The sequence below is a fragment of the Limnohabitans sp. 2KL-17 genome (assembly GCF_003063415.1).
GTDB lineage: Bacteria > Pseudomonadota > Gammaproteobacteria > Burkholderiales > Burkholderiaceae_C > Limnohabitans_A.
In genome coordinates this window covers 1-23,784 of the sequence record NZ_NESK01000001.1, presented here as the reverse complement: position 1 = coordinate 23,784, position 23,784 = coordinate 1, and the positions used below count along the sequence as shown (strand labels likewise).

At 56.7% G+C, this 23,784-nt stretch carries 26 protein-coding genes and 1 pseudogene; 4 read left to right on the top strand and 23 right to left on the bottom strand.

Annotated elements, in window-relative coordinates; all coding sequences use genetic code 11:
- Window positions 1–2 precede the first annotated feature (2 nt).
- Window positions 3–1,055: an efflux RND transporter periplasmic adaptor subunit gene (locus B9Z45_RS00135; RefSeq protein ID WP_233252023.1), complete on the bottom strand. Its 1,053-nt coding sequence runs from the start codon at window positions 1,053–1,055 to the stop codon at window positions 3–5.
- Between the two features lie 187 nt (window positions 1,056–1,242).
- Here B9Z45_RS00135 and B9Z45_RS00130 point away from each other — a divergent pair, with 187 nt between their 5' ends.
- Window positions 1,243–2,316 (top strand): squalene/phytoene synthase family protein, encoded by a 1,074-nt coding sequence (locus tag B9Z45_RS00130; RefSeq protein ID WP_108405213.1) that lies wholly within the window; start codon window positions 1,243–1,245, stop codon window positions 2,314–2,316.
- 31 nt (window positions 2,317–2,347) lie between these two features.
- Complete coding sequence (hpnD, locus tag B9Z45_RS00125) at window positions 2,348–3,187, top strand: presqualene diphosphate synthase HpnD (protein ID WP_108405212.1); 840 nt, start codon at window positions 2,348–2,350, stop codon at window positions 3,185–3,187.
- A 38-nt stretch (window positions 3,188–3,225) separates the two neighbouring features.
- Here the strand turns inward: hpnD and B9Z45_RS00120 are convergent, their stop codons facing one another.
- Entirely contained in the window at window positions 3,226–3,876 is a 651-nt protein-coding gene (locus tag B9Z45_RS00120; RefSeq protein ID WP_108405211.1) for a glutathione S-transferase family protein, read from the bottom strand.
- On the bottom strand, window positions 3,873–4,616 hold the full coding sequence (locus B9Z45_RS00115; protein WP_233252022.1) for an HAD family hydrolase: 744 nt from the start codon (window positions 4,614–4,616) through the stop codon (window positions 3,873–3,875). The genes B9Z45_RS00120 and B9Z45_RS00115 overlap by 4 nt, the downstream gene beginning before the upstream one ends.
- Here B9Z45_RS00115 and hemH point away from each other — a divergent pair.
- Complete coding sequence (hemH, locus tag B9Z45_RS00110; RefSeq protein WP_108405360.1) at window positions 4,615–5,703, top strand: ferrochelatase; 1,089 nt, start codon at window positions 4,615–4,617, stop codon at window positions 5,701–5,703. The genes B9Z45_RS00115 and hemH overlap by 2 nt on opposite strands.
- Window positions 5,704–5,738: 35 nt before the next feature.
- Here hemH and B9Z45_RS00105 read toward each other — a convergent pair whose 3' ends face one another.
- The 12 genes from B9Z45_RS00105 to B9Z45_RS00050 form a co-directional block, all read right to left on the bottom strand.
- Window positions 5,739–6,737 carry an MBL fold metallo-hydrolase gene (locus B9Z45_RS00105; RefSeq protein WP_108405209.1) on the bottom strand — a complete coding sequence of 333 codons (999 nt, stop codon included), beginning with the start codon at window positions 6,735–6,737 and terminating at the stop codon, window positions 5,739–5,741.
- A gap of 92 nt (window positions 6,738–6,829) precedes the next feature.
- Window positions 6,830–8,563 carry a thiosulfohydrolase SoxB gene (soxB, locus tag B9Z45_RS00100; RefSeq protein ID WP_108405208.1) on the bottom strand — a complete coding sequence of 578 codons (1,734 nt, stop codon included), beginning with the start codon at window positions 8,561–8,563 and terminating at the stop codon, window positions 6,830–6,832.
- Between the two features lie 62 nt (window positions 8,564–8,625).
- Entirely contained in the window at window positions 8,626–9,282 is a 657-nt protein-coding gene (gene soxX, locus B9Z45_RS00095) for a sulfur oxidation c-type cytochrome SoxX (protein ID WP_108405207.1), read from the bottom strand.
- Window positions 9,283–9,300: 18 nt separating this feature from the next.
- Window positions 9,301–10,104, bottom strand: a complete 804-nt coding sequence (gene soxA / locus B9Z45_RS00090) for a sulfur oxidation c-type cytochrome SoxA (protein ID WP_108405206.1) — start codon at window positions 10,102–10,104, stop codon at window positions 9,301–9,303.
- Window positions 10,105–10,179: 75 nt separating this feature from the next.
- Window positions 10,180–10,491 (bottom strand): thiosulfate oxidation carrier complex protein SoxZ, encoded by a 312-nt coding sequence (gene soxZ / locus B9Z45_RS00085; protein WP_199221801.1) that lies wholly within the window; start codon window positions 10,489–10,491, stop codon window positions 10,180–10,182.
- Window positions 10,492–10,545: 54 nt separating this feature from the next.
- On the bottom strand, window positions 10,546–11,001 hold the full coding sequence (gene soxY / locus B9Z45_RS00080) for a thiosulfate oxidation carrier protein SoxY (RefSeq protein WP_108405204.1): 456 nt from the start codon (window positions 10,999–11,001) through the stop codon (window positions 10,546–10,548).
- Between the two features lie 69 nt (window positions 11,002–11,070).
- Window positions 11,071–12,144, bottom strand: a complete 1,074-nt coding sequence (locus tag B9Z45_RS00075; RefSeq protein WP_108405203.1) for a c-type cytochrome — start codon at window positions 12,142–12,144, stop codon at window positions 11,071–11,073.
- Window positions 12,128–13,492 carry a sulfite dehydrogenase gene (soxC, locus tag B9Z45_RS00070; protein ID WP_233252020.1) on the bottom strand — a complete coding sequence of 455 codons (1,365 nt, stop codon included), beginning with the start codon at window positions 13,490–13,492 and terminating at the stop codon, window positions 12,128–12,130. Before soxC ends, B9Z45_RS00075 begins: the two co-directional genes overlap by 17 nt.
- 22 nt (window positions 13,493–13,514) lie before the next feature.
- Window positions 13,515–13,685, bottom strand: a complete 171-nt coding sequence (locus B9Z45_RS17190) for a hypothetical protein (RefSeq protein ID WP_199221800.1) — start codon at window positions 13,683–13,685, stop codon at window positions 13,515–13,517.
- A gap of 172 nt (window positions 13,686–13,857) precedes the next feature.
- On the bottom strand, window positions 13,858–14,181 hold the full coding sequence (locus tag B9Z45_RS00060) for a hypothetical protein (protein ID WP_108405358.1): 324 nt from the start codon (window positions 14,179–14,181) through the stop codon (window positions 13,858–13,860).
- A gap of 117 nt (window positions 14,182–14,298) precedes the next feature.
- On the bottom strand, window positions 14,299–14,607 hold the full coding sequence (locus tag B9Z45_RS00055; protein ID WP_108405202.1) for a c-type cytochrome: 309 nt from the start codon (window positions 14,605–14,607) through the stop codon (window positions 14,299–14,301).
- Window positions 14,608–14,926: 319 nt separating this feature from the next.
- Window positions 14,927–15,424, bottom strand: a complete 498-nt coding sequence (locus B9Z45_RS00050; RefSeq protein WP_233252019.1) for a thioredoxin fold domain-containing protein — start codon at window positions 15,422–15,424, stop codon at window positions 14,927–14,929.
- Between the two features lie 102 nt (window positions 15,425–15,526).
- Between B9Z45_RS00050 and B9Z45_RS00045 the strand changes: the two genes are divergently transcribed.
- Window positions 15,527–16,591: a YeeE/YedE family protein gene (locus B9Z45_RS00045; RefSeq protein WP_233252018.1), complete on the top strand. Its 1,065-nt coding sequence runs from the start codon at window positions 15,527–15,529 to the stop codon at window positions 16,589–16,591.
- Window positions 16,592–16,702: 111 nt separating this feature from the next.
- On the opposite strand, the gene B9Z45_RS00040 is transcribed toward B9Z45_RS00045, so the two are convergent.
- From B9Z45_RS00040 to B9Z45_RS00005, 8 genes and pseudogenes are all read right to left on the bottom strand, one after another.
- Window positions 16,703–17,977 (bottom strand): FCSD flavin-binding domain-containing protein, encoded by a 1,275-nt coding sequence (locus B9Z45_RS00040; protein WP_108405200.1) that lies wholly within the window; start codon window positions 17,975–17,977, stop codon window positions 16,703–16,705.
- A 12-nt stretch (window positions 17,978–17,989) separates the two neighbouring features.
- The gene (locus tag B9Z45_RS00035) at window positions 17,990–18,298 is read right to left on the bottom strand and encodes a c-type cytochrome (protein ID WP_108405199.1); all 309 of its coding nucleotides are present in this window, start codon (window positions 18,296–18,298) and stop codon (window positions 17,990–17,992) included.
- Between the two features lie 50 nt (window positions 18,299–18,348).
- Complete coding sequence (locus B9Z45_RS00030) at window positions 18,349–18,759, bottom strand: DsrE family protein (protein ID WP_108405198.1); 411 nt, start codon at window positions 18,757–18,759, stop codon at window positions 18,349–18,351.
- 85 nt (window positions 18,760–18,844) lie between these two features.
- A complete protein-coding gene (locus B9Z45_RS00025) occupies window positions 18,845–19,174 on the bottom strand; it encodes a helix-turn-helix transcriptional regulator (RefSeq protein ID WP_108405197.1) in 330 nt (109 codons plus the stop codon).
- Between the two features lie 144 nt (window positions 19,175–19,318).
- Window positions 19,319–20,602, bottom strand: a complete 1,284-nt coding sequence (locus B9Z45_RS00020) for a hypothetical protein (RefSeq protein ID WP_158270351.1) — start codon at window positions 20,600–20,602, stop codon at window positions 19,319–19,321.
- Between the two features lie 42 nt (window positions 20,603–20,644).
- Window positions 20,645–21,307 carry a DNA repair protein RadC gene (gene radC / locus B9Z45_RS00015; RefSeq protein ID WP_108405195.1) on the bottom strand — a complete coding sequence of 221 codons (663 nt, stop codon included), beginning with the start codon at window positions 21,305–21,307 and terminating at the stop codon, window positions 20,645–20,647.
- A gap of 4 nt (window positions 21,308–21,311) precedes the next feature.
- Complete coding sequence (locus B9Z45_RS00010; protein WP_108405194.1) at window positions 21,312–23,528, bottom strand: DEAD/DEAH box helicase family protein; 2,217 nt, start codon at window positions 23,526–23,528, stop codon at window positions 21,312–21,314.
- A gap of 126 nt (window positions 23,529–23,654) precedes the next feature.
- Window positions 23,655–23,784, bottom strand: a pseudogene (locus B9Z45_RS00005) (IS5/IS1182 family transposase); the annotation flags it as partial.

Here is a 23,784-nt window from a genome sequence, read left to right as displayed (position 1 = left end):
GATCACCGTTGCTCTGTTGAAGCGGTTGCAGGGGCCAACGCAGGAACCAATGCATTCGGGGCAGCACTGTAGACCGTGACTTTCTGGCCAGGCGCCAAAACATGCACACCCGCACTCACCACTTTTTGACCTGGCTTCAAACCCGAAGTGATCACCACCTCGTTGCCATCTATCGGCCCAAGCACCACCACTTGAATGTTCACGGTCATGCTCGTTTCGTCCAGCAACCACACCACCGTGGCCTGGCCATCCTGGCGCAATGCGCTGGTGGGAACCTTGATCACCGCAGCTTGACTGCCCGGCAAATGCAGCGCCAGGACATTGAGCGTGGCGCCCAATGGCAAACGATCAGAACCATCAAGTGCCAGCTTGACCGCGTAAGTCCGCGTCACCGGGTCGGCACTGGCGGCCAATTCCCTGACCTTGCCCTTGAAGGACTGTCCAGTGCTGGTCAAAGTCACTTGCATGGCCTGACCTATTTTGAGGCTAAAGGCCATTTGCTCGGACACGGCAAACACCGCATCGCGGGGGCCATCGTGCGCCAACCTCAGCACAGGCTGGCCGGCAGAAACCACTTGCCCCGCTTCGGCCTCAACGGCCGTGATCACACCCGAATGGCTGGCCACCAAGCGTGCATAGCCTGCTTGGTTGTTTTGCACCTGCCCTTGGGCCTTGGCCTGATTCAAGGTGGCCTCGGCCGCTTTGAGGGTGGCCTCGCGCCGTTCCAGTTCGGCAGCACTGATGAAATTTTGCCCCCTTAAGGCCTCAAAGCGCTTGAACTCAGCGGCGGCCAGATCCCGCTGGCTCTGCGCCGCACTCACCTGCGCCAAGGCAGCTTGCGCGGCCAATTGGTAATCTTGTGCGTCAATTCGGGCAAGCAATTGCCCAGCCGCTACGCGCTGCCCCAGATCGACTGAGCGTTCCACCAGTTTGCCCGCGACCTGAAAGCTCAGACGCGACTCCACCCTGGCACGCACTTCTGCAGAATACTGACCTGATAAGTTCAGCTCCCCTTGTGACACCGTGAACAGTTTGACCGAACGCAAGGGTTCCACAGGTGCCTCGGTCTTGGAACATGCCACCATAGTGTTCAAAAGCGCACCAAGTACGCACCAACAGAAAACTCGCCGAAGGGCGAGTGGGGTCGAATAAGGCATGGAAAATCCAGGAAATAATAATGACTGACTGGTTAGTAATCTATTCAAAGACATGATCCTTGTCAAGCGACAATAGCCTTTGACCATGCAATCTGCCCCATTCATTCACCGATCCACACGCTCTGGCTTGAGTCCGGAACACCGGCAACTATTGCGCGGCGTGTCACGCTCGTTTGACCTGTCCATTCGCCTGCTACCGGCGAAACTACAGGCCCCTGTGGCCATCGGCTACCTGCTGGCCCGCGCCACAGACACGGTGGCAGACACCACTGCCCTGCCCTTGGCAGAACGGCAAGAATTGCTCGAACTGATGACTCGGGTGATCGCATCTCCAGACATCGAAGCGGAGCAAGCGCGTGAAATCAAGCAGCTGACGCAGGCATTTGCAGCTCAACAAACCGACTCGAACGAACGTGCCCTGATGCACGCCCTGCCGCAATGTATGCCTCTGTTACAAACCCTTGACGAAGCCGATCAGGCCAGCGTACGCCTGGTGCTCAGCCACATCACGCAAGGCCAACATCAGGACATGGCTCGCTTTGGCCCCGGCTTGCACGCCCTCAACACGCAAACCGAACTGGACCACTACACCTGGCAAGTGGCCGGAAGCGTCGGCGAGTTCTGGACCGAGCTCTGCGGTCGTCATCTGCCCGGCTACACCCTGTTGGCACAAGATGAAATGCTTCGTCTTGGACGTCGCTTCGGTATGGGTTTGCAACGCCTCAACATCCTGCGCGATGCCGGGTCCGATCTGGCTGCCGGACGTTGCTACTGGCCCCTTGAGACACTCTCAACCGCCGGCCTGAACGCTGAGCAATTGGCCAATGCAGCGAAAACCGCCCACGCCAGCAGCTTGCAGGCACTGACCCCGCTGTACGCACAATGGATCGAGCACACCCAATCGCAACTGGCAGATGGCATGCGCTATGCCCTTGCCCTGAAGCCGCTCCGACTGAGAGTGGCCAGCGCCTTGCCGGCACTGATCGGTGCACGCACCTTGGCGATGCTCCGGCAAGCGGGGCCGATGGCTTTGACCCAGCACATCAAAATGCCTCGCCATGAAGTGCGCTGGCTTTTGTGGCAAATGGCCCTTGGCCGGGGTTCAGCCGGTGCGCTCGAAAGGCTTTTCAAGAAATTGTCCGGCCATGACCTCGCTTGAACCCCTCGTTTGAGTGAGAAAATCAGCGCCCATGAGCCCCCAAGACTACGTTCAGCAAAAAGCCGCCGCCTCCGGCAGCAGCTTTTATTACGCCTTCCTGTTCCTTCCACCAGAGCGGCGTGCGGCCATCACCGCGTTTTATGCGTTTTGCCGCGAAGTCGACGATGTGGTTGACGAAACCAGCGACTCCGGTGTGGCCGCGACCAAACTGGCCTGGTGGCAAAAAGAAGTCCTGCAATCGTTTGATGGCCAACCCAGCCACCCGGTCATGCACGCCCTCATGCCCCTCTCACCGACCTTTGGCATTGAAAGCCGCCACCTGCTGGCCGTGATCGAAGGCTGCCAGATGGACCTGAACCAGACCCGCTACCTGGACTTTGCGGGCCTCACAAAATACTGCCATCTGGTGGCTGGCGTGGTGGGCGAAGTCGCCGCACGCATCTTTGGCCAGACCGATGAGGCCACCACCGCATACGCCCACAAACTGGGCCTGGCTTTTCAGATGACCAACATCACCCGCGACGTGGGCGAAGATGCGATGCGCGGTCGCATCTACCTGCCGCTGGATGAACAACAACGCTTTGGCGTCAAAGCCAATGACCTGATCCAGCGCACTTACTCGGACGGCTTCAAAGCCCTGATGAAGTTCCAGACCGACCGCGCGCACGCACTCTATGACGAAGCCCTGGCAATGCTGCCGGCTGCCGACCGCCGCGCTCAAAAACCCGGCCTCATGATGGCCAGCATCTACCGCACCTTGCTGCGTGAAATCGAGGCATCGGGTTTTCAGGTGCTGCACCAACGCATCGCGCTGACGCCCCTGCGCAAGCTGTGGCTGGCGTGGAAGATGCAGGCGCTGGGGCGGTTTTAAACCGCTTCAATCGGTCTAGGAGCAATTCAGCTCAAACTTCACTTCATGGCCCTCGCCTGCTTGTGCGCAGCGCGTTCCACACAGGCATGCAGCCACCCTGACACCACCGGGTATTGCGCAAGCAAGCCCGCTGCCGGGCGAATCCAGCTGGCGACACTGGCCACACACACATCAGCGACGGTGAAGCGATTGGCCGCCAGGAAAGCCTCCCCTTTCGCGTGCTGCGCTTGAAGGTGCGCTTCCAGCACGGCCAGTGGCACTTTCAAGCGGCTTTCAGCGCGATCGGCCAACTCGGGCTTGCGCTGGTCAGGAGGCATGGCCATGCGGTGCATGAGCACGGTGAGCGCATCGCTCTCGAGATCAGTCACCGTCCAAAAGCTCCATCGCAGGGCCTCGGCTTCTTCGCGGGGATTGGCGGGCGTGATGGACTGGCCATCGGGACGGCCGTGCACTCGGGCAATGTACAAGGCGCAGGCCATGCTTTCCCACACCGTGACGCGGCCCTCGGGGCGCTCGTCCACCACCGCCGGGATGTGGCCATTGGGGTTGATGGCCAGAAACTCGGGCGTGCGCGTCGCGCCACCGGCGTAAGGCATGGCAATGTGCTCAAAGGGCACGCCCAGTTCCAGCGCAGTCCACAGCGGGCGAGCGGCTCGGGATGTGCCGATGCCGTAAATTTTCAATGTCAAGTCGGTCTCCTGATCAGTTTGTAGTCGGGCCAAAAAGCACACAGCGCATGCAAATCCTTCACGTCCAGGTGCGGGCGGGTGTCCCCATGGGCCCAGTCGTGGCCTTCACGGTTGAGCCAGGCAACCTGCATGCCTGCAGCCAAGGCCCCCACGCAGTCGGCGTGTGCGTCGTCTCCGATGTGCAGCACCTCATGCAGCTGCACGCCCGCTGCCTGGGCCCCTGCGGCAAAAATCCGCAGGTCAGGCTTGGCCACACCCAATGACTGCGCACTCACTGATGCATGAAAGTGCTGGCCAATGCCGACACGGTGAACATCGGCGTTGCCGTTCGAAAGGGCGACCACCGGCAAGCGCTGGCTCCAGAAGGCCAGCGCAGGCAAGGCGTCTTCAAACAAATCCACCCGCTGGCGCTCGGCAAAAAATACCTCAAAAGCAGGCTCTGCCAAATGCAGCGACTCCCCAGCTTTCTGCAACAAGGCGCGGATGGAGGCCAGCCGCAAAAATGACAAGTCATGCGCCCTGTCGGCATGGCGGGCATTGATCTCGGCGCGAACCGCCGTTTTAACCTCGGGTTGGGCTGACAAGAGGGCTGTCGCAGGTGCGTTTTTGCTGAGCCAGGCCTGCAAAGCGGCTTCGGCCCGGCCAATCGTGGGCCAGACGGGCCACAAAGTGTCGTCCAGATCGAGGGTAATGGCTTTGATTCGGGATATGGCAATCATGGTGGTGGGAGAATACCGCATGGCATTTCAACAAGAACCCTCTTTCCAGCATGGTCAGTCCGCCCGCACCGCGATCCTGTATTGCAACTTGGGCACGCCCAGCGCGCCCACGGCACCGGCCCTGCGCAAATACCTGGCCGAATTTTTGGGTGACAGCCGTGTGGTCGAAATCCCCAAACCCATTTGGTGGCTGATCCTGCACGGCATCATCTTGCGCGTACGACCCGCCAAATCGGCGGCCAAATACGCCAGCATCTGGACCGAGCAAGGCTCCCCACTCAAAGCCAACACCGAACAACAAGCGCTGTCTTTGGGCGCAGCCATGCAAAAAAGCGGCCACAGTGTGTCTGTGCGTTTTGCCATGCGCTACGGCCAGCCTTCCGTTCCCGCACAACTCGATGCACTCAAGGCCGAAGGCGTGCAGCGCGTGCTGATCGTGACCGCTTACCCGCAATACAGCGGCACGACCACCGCCAGTGTGTTTGATGCGGTCTACCGATGGGGCCTGAAAACCCGATTGATCCCTGAAATGCGCTTTGTCAACCGCTACCACGACGACCCGCGCTACATCGCTGCCTTGGCGCAGACCGTGCGCGATCATTGGGCTGCGAACGGCCAAGCCGAGCAGTTGGTGATGAGCTTTCACGGCGTGCCTGAGCGTACCCTGCAACTGGGTGACCCCTACCACTGCGAATGCATGAAAACTGGCCGTCTGCTGGCCGAGGCGCTGGGCCTGAGCAAAGAACAATACAAACTCACCTTCCAGTCGCGTTTTGGCAAAGCCAAATGGCTGGAGCCCTACACCGAACCCACGCTGATCGCCATGGCCGAACAAGGGGTGAAAAAGGTGGATGTGATCTGTCCGGGCTTCACCAGCGATTGTCTGGAGACGCTGGAAGAAATTCAACAAGAAGCCCAAGAAGCTTTCTTGCATGCGGGCGGCGAAAAGTTCAGTTACATCCCTTGCCTGAACAACAACCCGGTCTGGATAGACGCCCTTGCCGCCATCAGCCTGGACCACATGCAGGGCTGGGATTTGTCAGCACCCGATGAAAAGGCATTTGCAGCCAGCCGGGCTCGGGCCTTGGCGCATGGTGCGAAGGCCTGAGACAGGGCCAACAAAGACCCCTTTAATGGGGCACTTTAAAAGGCGACTTTTTCGGCCTCGATGTACGCCAGGCTGACGTACTTGCCAATGTTCCCATCGAAACCCTGCATGGTCTTGGCGCGAGCGGCGACACGCGGGTCTTTCAGCACGGCGGCTTTCGCCTCGGCTTCCGACTTGCCGTCTTCCACCATCTTCAGGCAAGGCTCCCAGATACCCGCCATGAAGTCACCATAGGTCTTGAGCAGGTCTTTGCGGGCTTGGCCATGGCCTGGCACCCACAGTTGCTCACCCGTAGCCGCCATCAGGGCTTTGTAGTATTTGAAGGTGCCTGGATAAGAGCCCTCGTCCATATTGGCGATGCGGTTGGTCATGGCGATGTCGCCCACGGCCGTGAGTTTGTCTTGCACCACCTCGACACACAAATCAGAGGGTGTGTGCGCCGTGCCGTAGTGGTGCATGCACAAAGTCACATCACCAAACTGCAAGACCTGCCCATGCTGAACCGCGGTGTTGGGCAAAACCACCTGGGTGCCCAACGTGGACTGGTTGGTCCACCGCTCCATCAGGCTGCGCCACAGGTTGCCTTCTGTGCCCTTGAGTTTTTCGATCGTGCTGGGCAATGCATAAATGGGAAGCTGGTCACCATAGGCCTTGACGAAAGCATGGTTGCCCAGCCAATGGTCTCCGTGGTAGTGGCTATTGAACACAGCCACGACCGGCTTGTCGGTCACCTTGCGGATCATGCGGATGGCCATCTGGCCAATTTGCAGCGAAGCCCCCGAGTCGAGCACTACCACACCCGCCGATGTGACCACAAAAATCACGTTGGACATCATGCCCCGGTTTTCAGGGGTGGGAAAGCCATCGGGTGAATAGACCATCCAAACATGGGGCGAGAGTTGTTGGGCAGGGATGTCGGCCACGGGTGGGCCTTCGATGAACTCCTGCGCTTGCTGCGCCAGCGAGCGGGCCTCAGGCCACAAGACTGCACCGCACATTGCGGCGCCGCCCAAGAGCCATTGTCTTCTTTTCATGATGCTGAACTCCTGCGAAGGAACAACGCTTTCAGGCGGCTATGAGTGACTGTGAAACGAGAGGCGGCACGACGAAGTGCAGCCAATTTCGATCAAACCACATAGCCCTTATTGGGCAATGCACCCATGATTTTTGGGGCGTTGATTTTGCGAGGTTTGACGCGTCCGCCCTGAGCCTTGAGCCAGGTCTCCACCACATCCCAGACCTGCTTGTTGCCCTGGTTTCGGGCTTCTTCAGCCACGGGGGCCCAGCCCGCCACTTTGTACTTTTTGCCCGATTCGATCAGTTGCCCCTTCAAGCGCAAGTCACCAATGCGGCTGCCTGCGGCACCGACCGGATTGCAGCTATAAGACAAGCCGCCCACGCGCACCATGTCACCGCCTTGCTGGTAATAAGGGTCGGGGTTGAACAGGTTATCGGCCACATCCTCCAGCACGGTCTTGATGGTCTCGCCCGTCATCTCAGTTACCGTGGCATACGAGTAAGTGGTGGCCGTCATGTCCAGCAACCACTCTCGCGTGATGGCCTGGCCCGGCAGCAGCGTGGTCCCCCAACGGAAGCCGGGTGAAAAGGCGATTTCGGCGCCCTGCACTTCCAACAAGGCATCGATCAGCAACTGGTCACCCGTGCCATTGAAATTGCCACGGCGGTAAAGCAGGCCATCGGTCACCGCCAATTTCTCGGCCAACTTGGATTCGTAAGGCGCGCGAACCCTGGTGATCAGCGCATCCATCTCCTTGTCAGCGGGCAGCATGTTGGAAAACACGGGCAACAACTTGTAGCGGAAGTCAGTGACTTTTTTATCCTTGACTTCGAAATCGAGCACGCCCAGAAACTTGCCATTGGAGCCCGCATTGGTCACCAGGGTCTTGCCCCCCTTGTTGGAGATGATGGAGGCCACAGGCATGCCATCGTGCGTATGGCCACCCATGATGGCATCAATGCCACTCACACGGCCAGCCATCTTCAGGTCCACATCCATGCCGTTGTGGCTGTTGACCACCACCACCTGCGCACCCTTGCCACGGGCTTCGTTGACCATCTTCTGCATGTTCTCGTCCTGTATGCCGAACTCCCAGTCAGCCACCATGTAGCGCGGATTGGCAATCGGCGTGTAAGGAAAAGCCTGGCCAATGATGGCGCAAGGCACACCATTGATTTCGCGGATCACGTAGGGCTTGAACACCGGATCACCAAAATCGCTGGTCTTGATGTTTTGGGCCAAAAAGTCGACTTTGCCCGCAAAGTCTTTTTCAACAATTTCTTTCACGCGTTCCATGCCGAGGGTGAATTCCCAATGGCCTGTCATCACGTCCACGCCCAGCAGTTTGCAGGCATCCACCATGTCCTGGCCGTTGGTCCACAGACTGGTGCCAGAGCCTTGCCAGGTGTCACCCCCATCGAGCAGCAAGGCACCGGGGCGGCTGGCTTTCATGCGCTTGACCAGAGTGGCCAAGTGCGCGAAACCACCCACCTTGCCGTATCGTTTGGCCGCCTTTTCGAAATCCAGAAACGTCAACGCGTGTGCCTCTGCCGTGCCGGGTCGGATCTTGGCCACCTGAAGCAAATACTCCCCGACCAAATGCGGCAAATTGCCCTGCATGTTGCCAATGCCCATGTTGATGCTGGGCTCGCGAAAATAAATGGGTTTGAGCTGCGCATGGCAATCGGTCATGTGCAGAAAGGACACATTGCCGAACTTCGGGATGTCATAAAGCCCGTTGGCCGCAGTGGATGCTGGAGCTTGTGCATAAGCGCCCATGCTCAGGCCCGCCATTGTGCCGGCACCCATCACCTGGATAAATTCGCGTTTGGAAAGATTCATATTGGCATCCACTGATATATAACGGCTTAAAAAAAACCTGGACAAGCCGGGTTTTTCAGGGTTTACTGGTTAACGGGGGATTTGGGGTCGAGCAACAAACCAACGATATGACGGACCTGGGTTTCGTTGAGGATGCCCATGTGTCCTGCGCGTGGCATGTTGGAGCAGGCGTTGTAAGCCTTGGCGTTCCAGATCTTGCCCCAGGTGTATTCCACGATGGCTTTGCTGGCCGGATCATCCGGATTGCTTACGCCACGGATCTTGCCGTAGTTGTAAAGGCTGGGGCCGATGGTGCCGTAAGAAATTTCTTTCTTGTCCATCTGGTGGCAGTTGTAGCAATTGCCGCCATTGACCGCAGTCGCCGAATCGGTCCAGGTCAAGCCACGGCCGCTTTGGGCAATAGCCTCGCCTTGCTTCCAGTCACCAATGAACTTGCCGTCCGAAGGCCACCTGATGGCTTTGAGGTTGGATTCCTCAATGGCTTTCGCGGTTTTTTCGTCCAAGGGCTTGCCAGCCACATCGGCTTCGCTGCAAAGGCGGTTTGTTTCGTCGGTGGCGGTGATGCGCTCCACCTTGACGTGACTTTGATCTCGGAAAGAGGCCTTGACGATTTTCTCCGTCAGTGCGTTGATCTCGGCCACGGAAGGACCGGATGCACAGCCTGCAGCCACCAAAGCGGCAACCAAGCTGGCCAATACAAGTTGGGTCTTTTTGTTCATGAATTTCTCCTGGTCGGATCAGCGCTTGATGGCCGGTGCAATCGATGCGGCACCCTTGGCATTCACACCCAAATAAGTGGACAAGGCCACAGTGGCGTCACTGGCAAAACCAGGATACGGAAACCGCTGCTGGCGGTAGCAATCGTTCAGGCGCAACTGCATGCTCCACATCTGGCCATTCGATACGCGGTAGGCGGGCCAGGCGGCAAAGCCGACACCATCGCCAGGGTTCTTGGTCAGGATCGGCAGGTCTTGCAGACGAATGCGTTTTCCTTCTTCACCGTGGCAAGAGGCGCAAGAAAAATCATGCGACCCGCCTCTTTGAAAAAACAGGCGCTTGCCCACTTCATAAAAGTTTTTCTCTTGCTGGTGCGATTGCGAAAGGTTGAACTTCAGGCCCTTGGATTCGGCGGCGATCCAGGTTGCCAAAGCGGTGACGTTGGCCATTTCATCTCGGCCAAAAGGCGTTTTTGAAATTTCGGCGGCATTGAAGCCTTGCAGGTTTTCCATGCAGGTGACCAGACGCGACTCGAGGTCTTGCATGCGCTGGGTATCGGCAAAGTAACGGGGCAGCTCCACAAAAACGCCTTTGACAACGCCTGGGCCCTTGCCAAGATCGCATTTTTCAAGGGACACGTTTTTGGGACCGCGGTTTTTTTTCCAGAGGTCTTCACCCTTGGCTTCAAACAAGTCGGCCGGGTTACCGTCTTGCAACATGGCACGGTATTCGTCGATGCCCTGACTGGCTGATTTTTGGGCCAGAACAGGCATTGCGCTCAAGGCCAATGCCGCAGCAAAGGCCAGGGTTGAAGTTTTTATCATGGTCACCTCGTTGAATTAATAGAACGCAAAAAGGGTGAAGCTTTGGCTCCACCCTTTTGCAAGCTCAGCGGAAAGTCATGACACCGTGGCTTCGTCGGTGCGGCTGTCGCCCTTGTTGTCTTTCCAGGTCACTGCAATTTTGTCACCTGCTTTGGCACCTTTAACCGCGAACTGAAGGAAGGGGTTTTTGGACACGGCAGGGCCCCATTCGGCAGCCAGCACTGGCTTGCCGTTGTGGGTGGCTGTGACCTCCTGGATGAACCAGGCGGGCACAGTTTTGCCAGCAGCGTCTTTGCGCTGACCGGACTCCATTTCGTGGCTCATGAGCACACGAACGGTCGCTTTGTCGCCAGAGGCTTGGGCACGAATGCGCATTGGATCTGCCATTTTTTTCTCCTAAATCTTTCAATGAATCAATGTGTGAGGGTTGTGTGTCAGGGCTTAACCGCCACAACCACCCAAAGTAACTTTGACTTCTTTTTTAGCCCACAAGGCTTTGCCGTCGTTCATGATGGCCACAGCGTAGACATCCGAGGATTGGCCCATCTTGGCGCGAGTCGAGAAGTTGGCTTCCACGGCATCGGACACATGAAACAAGGCAACCAGTGCTGCAGGGTTCTTTTCGACCATGATGAGCAATTGCTTGACACCTGGCAACGAAGTGCTTGCGCCCAAAGGCACCACGGCGCCGTTTTCAGCGATGTCCGGACCGGTGATGGTCACATCCTTGCTCTCGGCCATGCTGGTCGAACCGGCAGCTTTGGCGGCATCTTGCACCGACTTGGCGTCGAATGCGGCTTTGTTAAAGGCTGCGTGGGCGAACTGGGGGAAACCAGCGGAGGCCAAAAGGCCAGCCACGACAGCGGTTTGTTTGAGTGTCTCGCGACGGGTTTGCATCTGATATCTCCTTGATGGTTGAATGATGCTATTGAAACAGGCTTGAAAATGCAACGGTTATATCCCGTATTATTTGCTGGCCCCCTTGGAAATCCATTCGGCTATTTTCTTGGCATCTGACTCTGGCAGCGACTGCGCGGGCATTGGAATCTGCCCGTATACCCCGACGCCACCCGCCCTGATTTTGCCGACAAGATAGTCCACTTTGCCGGCTTGCTTTTTGGCAATCTCATTGAAACCCGGACCCACAATTTTCTTGTCCACGCCATGACAGGCTGTGCAACTGTGCTTGCTGAGCAGTGCAATCGCGGCTTTGGCCTCGTTGTTTTCAGGTTTGGCTGTTGCCACGGGTGCTGCTGCGGCCACAGACATGCCTGCTTTGGGCTCGGGGCGCGTGGTGTCAGCACCACGTTGCTGCCCGACGATGCGGTTTTGTTCTTGCAAGTTGCCATGGGCATTGCGGGCAAAGTCGGGCAAAAGTGACGCCACTTTGATTTCGGGCGTGCAGTCCTTCATGCAAATTTTGTTGGCCGTATCGGGTTTTTTCGTGCCGCCAAACTCATTGCCTGGCCACATGGCGTGTGCCGTGGTCATGCCGTTTCGGTTTGGCAAACGAGCTTGCACCTCAGCCATATTTTTGTCAGACAACACATAGTCGTCTGGCACGATATTGGCAAGGTTCAGCATGAAGGCCGTGACCGCATAGACCTCTTCCGTCGTCAGCGTCTTGGGGTTGGTCCAAGGCATCGCCCGGTTGATGTAGTCCCACAAAGTAGAAACTGTGGACACCTTCATGATGGTGGTGCGGCCAGGATAATCTGCGCGCTGCAAATTGGCCACACGCCCGGTCTTGATGTCCTCGGCGGTTGTGCCACCAATCAAAGGGCTGAACACCTCGTTGGACTCCCCAAAAACGCCATGGCAATGGGCGCACTTGGCCTCCCAAACATCCTGACCCTTGGCCACAGAACCCGAACCTGCCGGCAAGCCCTTGAAGTCAGGGCGCACGTCGATGTCCCACTTAGCAACTTCTGATGGGGTGGCTGCTCGGCCGATACCCACAAACTGAGTGGACTGCGCGGCAGCCACACCCGCCATGGCCAGCAAAGCCAACGACATCAGTGCATTACGAAACCTGGACATTTTTCACCTCACCGTTTTCCTGCACCAACCACGACTGGATGGCGTTGTTGTGATAGATGGACCGTGTGCCGCGAACTGCACGCAACTGCTGGTATGTGGGTTGCACGTGTTCGGTATCGTCTTGCGCACGGCTTTGAATAATGGCCGGCTTGCCGTCCCACACCCAGTTGAGGTTAAAGCGTGACAGGGCTTTCGAAAGCACGGGCGTCTCCAGCCTGGCCTGACGCCAGTTGCGCCCCCCATCGGTGGACACGTCTACCCGTTTGATCTTGCCCTTGCCCGACCAGGCCAGGCCCGTGATGTTGTAGAAACCCTTGTCCAACAAAACCTGCCCACCCGAAGGCGTGGTCACCACGCTCTTGACTTCCTGGATGTTGGTGTACTGGCGATGCAATCCACCCGGTTGCAAATCCATGTAGTGAATTGCCTCGTCTTTGGCAGCATAAGGTTTGTCACCCACTTCGATGCGGCGAAGGTACTTGACCCAACTGACACCCTGCACACCCGGCACCACGAGACGCAAAGGGTAGCCATTTTCTGGGCGCAACATTTCGCCATTTTGGCCATAGGCCACGATGACTTCACCAGAGGTGATCAGACTCATCGGGATGGTGCGGGTCATGGAAGAACCATCACCCCCTTCGGCCAGCACAAACTTGCCGTTTTTCAGGTCGGCCCCAGCCAGCTCCAGCAGCGTGATCAGGGGCACGCCCGTGAACTCGCTGCAAGACAGCATGCCGTGGGTGTATTGGACTGTGGGCACGGCCACGTTGCCCCAATCAACCGCAGTGTTGGCGCCACACTCGATGAAGTGAAAGCGCGACACCGATGGCAAGCGCATGATTTCGTCCATGGTGAACACCATGTTCTTTTTGACCATGCCGTTGATCATGAAGCGGTGCTTGGACGGATCGATGTCCCACCAGCCCTGGTGATGCCGCTCAAAATGCAGCCCACTGGGCGTGATGATGCCGAACAAGGACTGCAGCGGGGCGAACGAGACCGAAGCTTGGGTGGTCTGTGTCAGACCCGGGCTCTGGCGACGCTGCAAGTTGGCCTCGAACTTGGAGGGTTTGCCGTAACCGTCAACGGCCACGCCCTGGCCTAGACCCGTGGCATGCTCGGGAAGGTTCAAAATGTTGAGGTCACCGCCCTCGGCGGGTACCGGGTTGCCCTGGGCCATGGCCATGGGAGTTGCAACCCCTGCAGCAGCGGCAGCGAATGCACTGCGGATGAAATCACGACGCCCTTTTTTCCCTTCTGCAAACACAGCCTTGATGCCGCCATGGGTCAAGAAGTTTTCAGGTGCTTTTTGCACCCTTCCTGAATGAATGTTGTCTTCTTTCACACACACTCCTCGTTTTGAGTTGTCAATTCACGGCTGAGTCAACGGCCACCCGCGTGCACATGGTCTGGCCTACCTTCGCAGCACCATTTTTCACCCTGCATAGCTCGCTGATGATGTGCAATCGAATGGACATGGACAGTACGGCAAACAACTCAGCCGCCCTGCCAAACACCTCGTCAGTTTCATCGCTCATGCGATCTGTGCCATTAGGTTCGTATATTCGAATGTGCGAATATATACGTTAAACGATGTATCCGAATCAGGGATTACACCGAAGGCGATTGCTAGTTAGCACAAACCCTGATCAAGAAGGCTTCGACGTTTATTCGTCCAGTTTGCAGGACGACACCAACGGGGGTGATCCGTCACTTGAACTTGTAGAAGTCCCTGTTGAGCACTGCAGCAACCGAGTTCACGTCTTCTGGAAACATGCCCAAGTTCAGCTCGGTGTTGCACTGTTCGACCATACCGCGCAAAAAAGCAGCGGTATTGATGCGGCCTTGCGGTTTGTAAATGGCACTGCCATCGCCGCCAACCTTGGAGATGTGGCAGGCCACGCATTTGCTTTCTGCGATCAGTTTTTCACCCAACTTGTAGTCGGCTTCCTTGAAGATGGCAGGCTGAGCGCAAGCTGCAAAAGACAACAGGACAGTGGTCAATGCGAAGCCATGCGTTTTTTGGAATTTCATTTTCGACTCCAAATAAAAAGCCACTTGAGGACAAGCCCCTAAGCGGTGAGCAAAAGCCACTGGCAACCGTCAAGCTTGTCAGACTTTTCGGATTTGACAAGCTTTGAAGGCTTGGCTTTACTTCGCGCCAGCCAGAATCCAGTTGGCCAAAACCAAGGCATCGGCCTCGCTCAAAGCAGCTTGTGCAGGCATTGGCACAGGGCCCCACTTGCCTGCACCACCCGCCTTGATACTTTTAGCCAAGCTTGCAGCGGCGTCTTTTTGAGCACCATATTTTTTAACGACGTCTTGGTAGGAGGGCCCTACGAGCTTCTTGTCAACCGCATGGCACGCCATACAAGCGTTTTTCTTGGCCATGTCCATGCTGGCAAAAGCGGGGAATGACATCACTGCAGAAAAGGCAACAGCGGTAAAAATCAATTTCATGAGAACTCCGAATGAGGATCGTGTGAATATAACCAGATGCTAATTTAACCCAAACTGACATGGCTTTGTGCTCGCAGGTTAAAGCCCAACGTCAGAAATTTTACTGAAACCGTAAAGCCCAAAATTCAAAGCCAGTCTCAAAAACCAGGCCGAAGACTTTCGTCCCAATCATCGATCAGAGGGCATTGCGGAGACCTGGATGGGCCGAATCGTGAACGTCGAACACATCAGGTAGCGGCTGTTTGTCTGGTTTTTCTTGCCCTACTCCAACCCAGCAATTTGAATTTAGCACGACCACCCCGCCCGCTGCCAAGACGCGTCAAAGGGCCTTGCGCCCCTGGACCAAGCGATCTTCCAGGTAGGGGCCATAAAAGTCAGGCAGATAGGCCCCTTCCATCCTCTCGGCCACTTCTTTCCCGCCGGGGCCGAAAAACAGCAATGTGGGCGTGATGGAAACTTTCCATTGGCGGGTCAGCTGGTCGTGGGTGGTGAGCTTGCCCGCAAAATCGAGCACGGGCTGGTTGTTGCGCATGTCCACCTGCACGATGGCAACACCTGCCTTGTACATGGGTGAAAGGTGGCTTTGACGTGCCTGTAGGCAAAACACGCACCCATCAAGGCTGACCATCACGATCAGGGGCTGCTTTTTTTGAAGGGCACGGGCCAGTTCATCAGGCAGTGATTGAGCGACCGGCAAAGTGGCCGCGCCCCCAGATTGCGCCAGTACCGGGGTGGTGCAAAGTGATACCCCCACCCGTAAAAGCCAGTCGCGGCGGTGCCAAACTGATGTGTGTAAGAGGGTTATGTGAGAAGCCATGGGTTGCAGAATGTGGACAATAGCGGGTTTTGCGTGGTGGATGACGTCCTTCACAACTGCCCTGTTTGAATATAAGAAACCAATGAATTATTGGAGAAATCCATGAATATCGCAAGCTTGCTCGAAAGCTGGGGCGACTCGAATGTACTGGCCATGGCGGGTGCTTTGGCCGGCTTCATCTTCGGCTTGGCGGCCCAGCGCAGCCGATTTTGCGCCCGTGCGGCAGTGATCGAGTGTTGTGAAGGCCAGGCCGGCGACCGCTTCAGTGTGTGGTGGCTGGCTTTTGGTGCAGCCATGGTGGGTGTGCAGGCGCTGGTGATGGCGGGCTGGCTCAAGCCCGCAGAAGCCCGCTACATTGCCCAGCCCGGCAGCATTTCGGGGGCGGTTCTGGGGGGCCTGTTGTTCGGAGCAGGCATGATTTTGACGCGCGGTTGCGCCAGCCGTTTGTTGATTTTGTCGGCCAATGGCAATTTGCGCGCCCTTTTGGCGGGTCTGGTGTTTGCCGTCACGGTTCAAGCCAGCATTGCGGGTTGGCTCGCACCTGCCCGTCAGACCTTGGCCGCTTGGTGGCCCATTGACGGCGGGCCTTCACGTGACTTGCTGCACCTTGCGGGTCTTGGCCCCTCAGGGGGTCTGGTGCTGGCGCTGTTGGCCCTGACCACAGGCTTTTACTTTTTCTTCAAAACCCACCAACACCGCTGGGGCTTGGCAGTGGGTGCCATCGTTACCGGTTTGAGCATCGCGCTGGGCTGGGGCCTGACGCAGGCGATTGCCTCGCAGTCATTTGAAGCGGTGCAGATCCAAAGCCTGAGTTTCAGCAGCGCATCGGCCGAAATGTTGATGCGGGTGCTGTCCACTGCCACCTCACCCAGCCTCGGTTTCGATGCGGGTTTGCTGCCAGCGACATTTCTGGGCTCTTTGCTGGGGGCGCTGGTCGGGGGAGATTTCAAACTGGAAGGCTTTAAAACAGAAAACAAGCTGGGCCATTACCTGATTGGCGCGGTTTTAATGGGCTTTGGTGCCGTGCTGGCCGGAGGATGCACCGTGGGTGCGGGCATGACTGGCGGCTCAGTCTTCTCACTCACGGCTTGGCTGACTCTGATCGCCATTTGGTTGGGTGCAGGCATGGCCTGGCGCATCAACCGCAGCATGGGCTGGCCGATCTGATTTTTTTCAAACATCCAAATTAAAACAACCACTGGGTGTAAAAAAAACGCCGCCAGTCTTGGGGACTGCGGCGTTCATTGACAACCTGGCACAGGCCACGCGCCCGATGCATCAAGCCAAGGTGTCTGCCCAGATGTTTTGAGCCCAAGACCAAGCGTAAACGCCCTCCAGCTCATTGGCAGCACTGGACACGCCACCCGAACCAGGAACGGCCAACATGGTCTTCTTCTCGGCATCGTACTTGTGGACACTGGCCACATGCACAACATCTTTGCTGCTGACATAGCTGTAGCAAGTGTTGTTGTAGATGGGCATAGGGTTGACCTCTTTGCCCATCAGCAAGGCGATCACTGCAGCAGCGCAGGTTTTACCGTGCTGGTTGGCCATGTGTCCCGACTTGGGCATGCCTGGGGCGATCTGGATCGAGTCGCCCAACACGTGCACGTTTTTGGCCGCTTTAGACTCAAAGGTAAGGAAGTCCACCTCGCACCAACGGTTGTTGGCCGTGGCCAATCCGGCATTGACTGCGATGTCTCCTGCACGCATGCTGGGAATGACGTTAAGCACATTGGCCTTGAGGTCATCATTGAACTCGAATTTCAAGGTGTTCGAGGATGCATCGACATCGGTCACACGGTGCTTGCCACGGTACTCGACGATGCCTTTGTAACGCTCTGCCCATGCTTTTTTGAACAACGGGCCCTTGGAGGTCACGTCGTCGTTGGCATCCAAAATCAGCACCTTGCTCTTGGGTTTGGCTTTGCTGAAATACTCAGCTGCCTGACAAGCACGCTCATAAGGGCCAGGCGGGCAGCGGTAAGGTGCTAAGGGAATAGACATGGCAAACACACCGCCATCGGGCATGGCTTCGAGTTGCTTGCGCAGCGTGACAGTTTGCTCACCCGCTTTCCAGGCGTGCATGATCGTTTCTTTGGCTCCCGCCTTGTTCATGCCTGGCAGGGTTTCCCACATGAAGTCGACACCAGGGGAAACGATCAAGCGGTCATACGCCAGCTCGGTGCCACCCGCCAGCTTGACGATGCGCTTGTCAGCATCGATGCTGTTGACGCGGTCCTTGACGACCTTGACGCCATGGCGTTTGGTCAAGTTGTCATACGGCGTGGTGATCTCAGTGATGGTTTTGCTGCCACCAATCACCAGGTTGGACATCGGGCAGGAAATGAAGGCATCGTTTGGCTCGACCAAGGTGACCTGGATCTTTTGCTCAGACCACATCCGAAGGTATTTGGCCGCAGTGGCACCGGAGTAGCCCCCGCCGATCACCACCACTTTCGGGCCGCTGCCACCACCCACGGTGGCACAACCCGATACAAGGCCCATAGCACCCAAAGCGGAGCCGCTCTGCAAAAATTGACGACGTTGCATGGCAGTTTTTCCTTATTTCTTTTGAGCGGCAAAATAGCCTGCAATGGCGACGATCTGCTCGTCGGAATAGCCCTTGGACAGTTGATGCATGATGGTTGCTGCGGGTACGCGACCGGCTTTGTAATCAAGCATTTTTTGAATCGTTACTTCTTTTGGCACACCTGCCAAAGAAATCATGCCCGGCTGGGCACGGCCATCGGTGCCATGGCAGGCTGCACACGATGCAGCCCAGCTGCGCACATGCAAAGGATCAACCTGGGCTTGCACCAGGCCAGACACAGCGACCAGAGCGGCCGCTGACAAAACTTGTTGAATCTTCATGGGATTTCCTCGAAAAAAAACAGACTTGACTTTTCAGCAACCAACTACGATCAGGGGCGCAGATACACAAATTTTTCATTGGCTTGCAGCTTGGCCACTTCGGCCACGCCGGAAGGAACCACTTTGGTTTCCATCAGCAGTTTGTCCTTTGAAATCTTACGCGCCACCAATGTGTTGTTGCACACACGAAACTCCACGCCTTTGCTGACCAGATCGCTGACGCTGCCCGAAAAAGGCTGGTCCATTTGATTGGTGGCACCTTCCAGCAAAAAGTCGATCCCCAAACCGTGAGTGACCACCACAATCTTGGCGCTAGGGTCAGCTGACAAATGGTTGCGAATATTACCTATCGCACGAGAGGCCTGGGGAATGCCCTCGCTCAAGTGGTAAACCACCTTGATCTCAGCCCATGAAAGGGCAGAGGCAAGCAAACCGGTCAGTAAAAAAAGACTTTTTTTCATTCGTGACTCCTTATAAATGGATATTAGCCTGACCCAAGTCAATGCGATGCCCGTGAAAACCCGGCTCGAAACTGATGCAAATCTTTCACGCCTCATCGCTCGCAATCTGCACGCACACCGCACGACAAAGCGTCACAACGCGCTCATTGACGATGCGGTAAAAGATCTGAACGCCGTCTCGGCGCTTGCCCAGCACACCCGCTTGATAAAGCGTGTTCAGATGCTGGGACATGTTGGGTTGCGTGGTGTTGATCTCGGCCAGTAACTCACCCACGTTTTTTTCGCCATTGCACAAGGCACTGATGATGCGAAGGCGCATGGGCGCGGACATGACGCGAAAAATCTCAGCAGCCTTTTCAAAGACTTCCTCGGATTCTGTCAAAGCGTTGTCTTGAACGGGTGATTTTTGGACCATGGCGGGGGTTCCATTGTTTATCAGGTGGCTAGAGGATTGTCCAACAAAAAAAGGCCTCCACCGGATACAGGCAAATACTGACCCCGGGTGAGTGACACATGCTGGTGCCGACAACACGCTCATACAGCCTAATAGATAAGGCAACTACTTGGCTATTGGATCCTGCAACTGACTCTGCCCAGCAGCTCTGAATTCGCTATAGGCCTTCTCCCAATCCACATTGGGGAATGCATCTTTGACTGACTCCAGAAAGTCATTGCGATTCAACGTCTCAAAGGTAACGTCTTTGTAGCGCTCGTCCAATTTCATTTCCTGAATTAAAGTTTCGGCACTGGGGAAAACTTTGTCCAACTCACCGTTAAGCCACTTCTTGGCGGCCACCTCAGAAATCTCACCGTTGAGTGACTGGCCAAGCAGCGCATCGGGCTTTGCCTCTATGACACGAGCCTGGTAGTAGGCGACGATCTGCTCCCGCGAAGTATCAAGGTGCTTTTGCAAGTCTGCCTCCACCGCCTTTTGATGCGCCTCCAGCTTCGTACGAAATTCTGTCAGCCTGGCAAGCAAATACGGCTTGGCTGCCTTCAACACCACCCGCCCGTGATCCTTACCCAATGAGGGCGTGAAATTCTTGCGAATCTCGTTAAGTGCGTCTTCCAGCGGTTTGGACGACAACTTGCTGCCCTTCTCGATCAATTCAAAGGTGGTGCGCAAACGGATTTCCAGGTCTTTGCTGCCACCAAGTTTCTGAATGCTGGTCGGAATCGCCATGCGGTGGCGCTGGATGGCCGCGCCGGACAGGCTCAGTTCCACATACTGCAGATAGGGCTCGAACACCCGCACCTGCCGCGCCAGATCAAAGCGCACGGGCGGCACCTCTTCCAAACTGGTTTTCACCTCGGCCAGCCTCGATACCGTGATGGGCGCAGACAACACATCGACCGTCAAGGCTTCGATCTGCTGTTTGGCTTCAGGGGTTTTGGCTTGGGCCACGGCAATCGCTTTGGCTGCCGGTGAAAGCCTGGCCAGCGCCTGCGCTACCTGTTCGCCCGACATGCGCATTGCGTTGGATGCAGCGCCATCGGAGGGCTCTGCCTCCAAGTACAGCGCGGTGGGGGTAAAGACATAACCCTCGTTGTCCACCACCACCAAGGCGGTGCGAAGACCCGGTGAACTATTTACTGAAATGCCAGCGCCAAGCAGCAAGGTCACCGCGCCAATATCGCCGTAACCCATGCGCATGACGCGGTCGTCAAAATCCAGACTCACGGTCAGCATTTCTTTGCCTAACCGCCCCACCGTTTCCACCATGGCCTGCGCCAAATCCAATTGGATGCCCGGCGCGGCATAGCAAACCGCACGTTGGGCAGAGCGAATCAACTCGGCAATGCGCAACGGCGACAACGAGCAAAAAAGTGCATCAATATTCACAGAGAACCCTTTGTAGAAACCGACGCTCATCACCTGGGCCGCTCACAACCGCCCAGCTTCCAAAAAACTGAAATATTCTGTGCGGTTGAAAATGATGTGGTCCAGCAACTCGATACCCAAAATCCCACCCGCTGCCTTGAGCTGCGCGGTGATGCTGATGTCGCTGTGCGATGGCTCCACACCGCCACTGGGGTGGTTGTGAGCGACGATGATCGCAGCAGCGCGGTCCGCCAGTGCATCGGCAAACACTTCACGCGGATGCACAGGGCTGCGGTCAATCAGGCCAATTGACACCACGCGAATATTCAAAATTTCATTGGCCCCATTGATGCTGGCGCACAAGAAATGCTCTTGCTTTCGGTCGGCGTAGTGCCGCAAATGCGGCAACAAATTTGCCGGTGTTTCAATCTTTGAACCCTCGGGCTTAATACGGCGACGGGCGAATTCGATGGCCGCCAGAATCAAGGTGGCTTTGGCATCGCCCACACCGTCAAACTGCGTCAGGTCGTCCGCCTTGACTTGCAAACCCTTCTCGTCAATGAGCCGTGCCAACTTAGCGGCCAGAGTCATCACGTCCATGCTGGCGGTGCCCTTGCCCAAGAGCACCGCCAACAGTTCTTGGTCACTCAAGGCAGATGCGCCCTTGCGCAGCAGTTTCTCGCGCGGTCGGTCGGCTTCAGGAATTTGCGCGATGGTCTTGCTCATGGCTTCAGGCCAGGTAAGACAAGTGGTGCTTAATCACCGTCACCGCCATGATGTCAAAAATACCACCCGCATCCGTGTATTTGATGTCAGCCAATTCTTCGTAGCGGCCTATATCGTTGTAGGCTGTTTGAATTACGCCATTCACCTGACCGCGATACACGCCATTGAGATATATGTCGTCAGCCCGGTTCGAGGTCACCGTGTCGCGGATCGACAGATCAGCCGCTTTCTCTTCGGTCACCTGCTTGATGAAAAGCGCCTCCGCATCGGTGATGGGAAATTTGGCCTGAATGTCGGCAATCATTTTTTGAACCGAAACCTTGGTGGGTGGTGGCCCCTCCCCTTTTTTACCGCCCCCTGGCTTGAGCTTCACCGGCCCACCGCTGGTGGTCACCCCCACATAGTCCACGGCGGCCTTGATGACCTCGGTCTGCCGAATCAACTGCATCAACTCCGACACGCTGCCCGTTTTGATGAGCTGCGGGCCAACATAGTCGGCAAACGTGGCCAACTCCTTGATCTCCGTCGAAAACGTGAAAAAGCAAGTGAGGAAGTGAACGCTCTTCGCAAACTTGGCCAGCAGGTAAACAAACGCCTTGCGCTCTTCCATATCAGCCAAACTGGCCTGAAACCGAATCCGCAGCGCATTGACCGCAAACTGCACCTGTGCATCAGTACCAACACCCAGCAACTGACCCATGTCAGCGGCATCCTTTTGTGTGAACACCCCTGCTGCCAAAACCTCCGCATGCAGCTTGAGGCACTGCGCCGGGGCGGGCTCTTCCGGCTCAAACGGCGTGCCTTTTCGGTACTTGTTAAAGGCTTTCAAAATCGCCTTGGCATTGTTGGTGAAGTCCACCACCACCACTTTCTCTTTTTCGTCATGGCAGCGGTTTAGGCGTGACAGCGTTTGCACTGCATTGCGGTCCACCACCGGCTTGTCCAGAAACATGCCCGCCAACAAGGGTTGGTCAAACCCGGTCTGAAACTTGTTCGCCACAATCATCAGCCGATAGCCGTCCCCCTCAAACCGATCCTCGATCAACTCGCCGTCACCCAGCCCGTTCACCGCGTGTTCACTGATCGCCGCGTTGGTTTTGGGGTGGGTGAAATCCGAGAAGGCATACAGCGCCTGGTAGGCCGCACCACGCTCTTTGAGCTTCTCCTGAATGATCTCGAAATAACGCAAGCCCGCCACGCGCGAACTGGTCACGATCATTGCCTTAGCACGCCCGGCAATCAGCGGCATCACGTCGGCCTCAAAGATGCGCAACATCACCTCTGCTTTGTACTGAATCAGCCCATCGTCCTGAAACGCCACATTCTTCAACGCCTTGGCCACCACACCGGCCGGGTAGAGTTTTTCTTCGTCGGCCTTGGGCACCACCGGGCAATGCAGGTTGTACAGCGTCTTGTATGAAATGATGCTGGCCGCCACATCCACGATGTAGCCCTCGGCAATGGCCTCAGCCTCGGAATACGTGTCGAATGCCTCGCCAAACAGGTCAACGGTCACCGGCGCAGGCGTCGCGGTAAACGCCACAATCATCTGATTCAGGTCATGCTCACGGATGATTTTGGCAATTTCGTCTTGCCCGTCGGATGCGTCGTCCGCCGCATCATCGGCATCAGGTTCATCGGCTTTGCGAAACGGCAGCCGAATGGCCGCACCCATCTTGCCTTCTTGTGAGCGATGCGCCTCATCAATCAAAAAGGCCACGCGCAGTTTTTTCAGCGCCGGGTTACTCTTGATCTCGTCCAGCACCCAGGCAAATTTCTGCTGCGTGGTGACGATGATGGACTTGCGCTGCGCCATAAAATGCGGCAAATCGTCTGCCTTGCGCGCCAGCCCCACCACGGCGGCCAGGTGGGTGAGATTCTCTAGGTCGTCCCGAATATTGGTGTCCAGCGACTTGCGGTCGGTCAAGATAAACACCATGTCCACCAGTTTTTCAGCCGTGCCCGGTTTGAACAGACTGTGCAGCCGGTCCGCCAGCCAACAGATGGTCAAGGTCTTGCCACTGCCTGCTGAATGGTTGATCAGGTACTTGCGGCCTATGTCCCCGGTACTCGCAAAGCGGTCTGAAATATCGCTGGCCACCCGGCCCACCGTTCGGCTTTGGTGGTAGCGCGGAAACAGTGTGAAAGCGGCCCGCTCGGGCTTGTCGTCTTGCGCCTCGCGCTTGGGCACACGCACTAACAGGCTGCTGAAATACCCCATTCGCGAGCGCAATTTCGCCCCGCATGGTTTTGATTTTTTTGATTTTCCTTTCGCATTCTGATATTCCCTTCGTTTTTTGTTCGCCTTGGCCCACTTGTAAGCCCATTTCGGGGCTTTTTCTGCCCCTCACGCCCCCTGCTGACGGATTTGCCCCAAGGTGCGCATGCGCGTGAGGTTATAGGCGGTCATCGTCAGCACAAACATCTGATCGACTTTCTCCAGCCCCCGCACCATCACCTGCGCCATGTGGCCCACC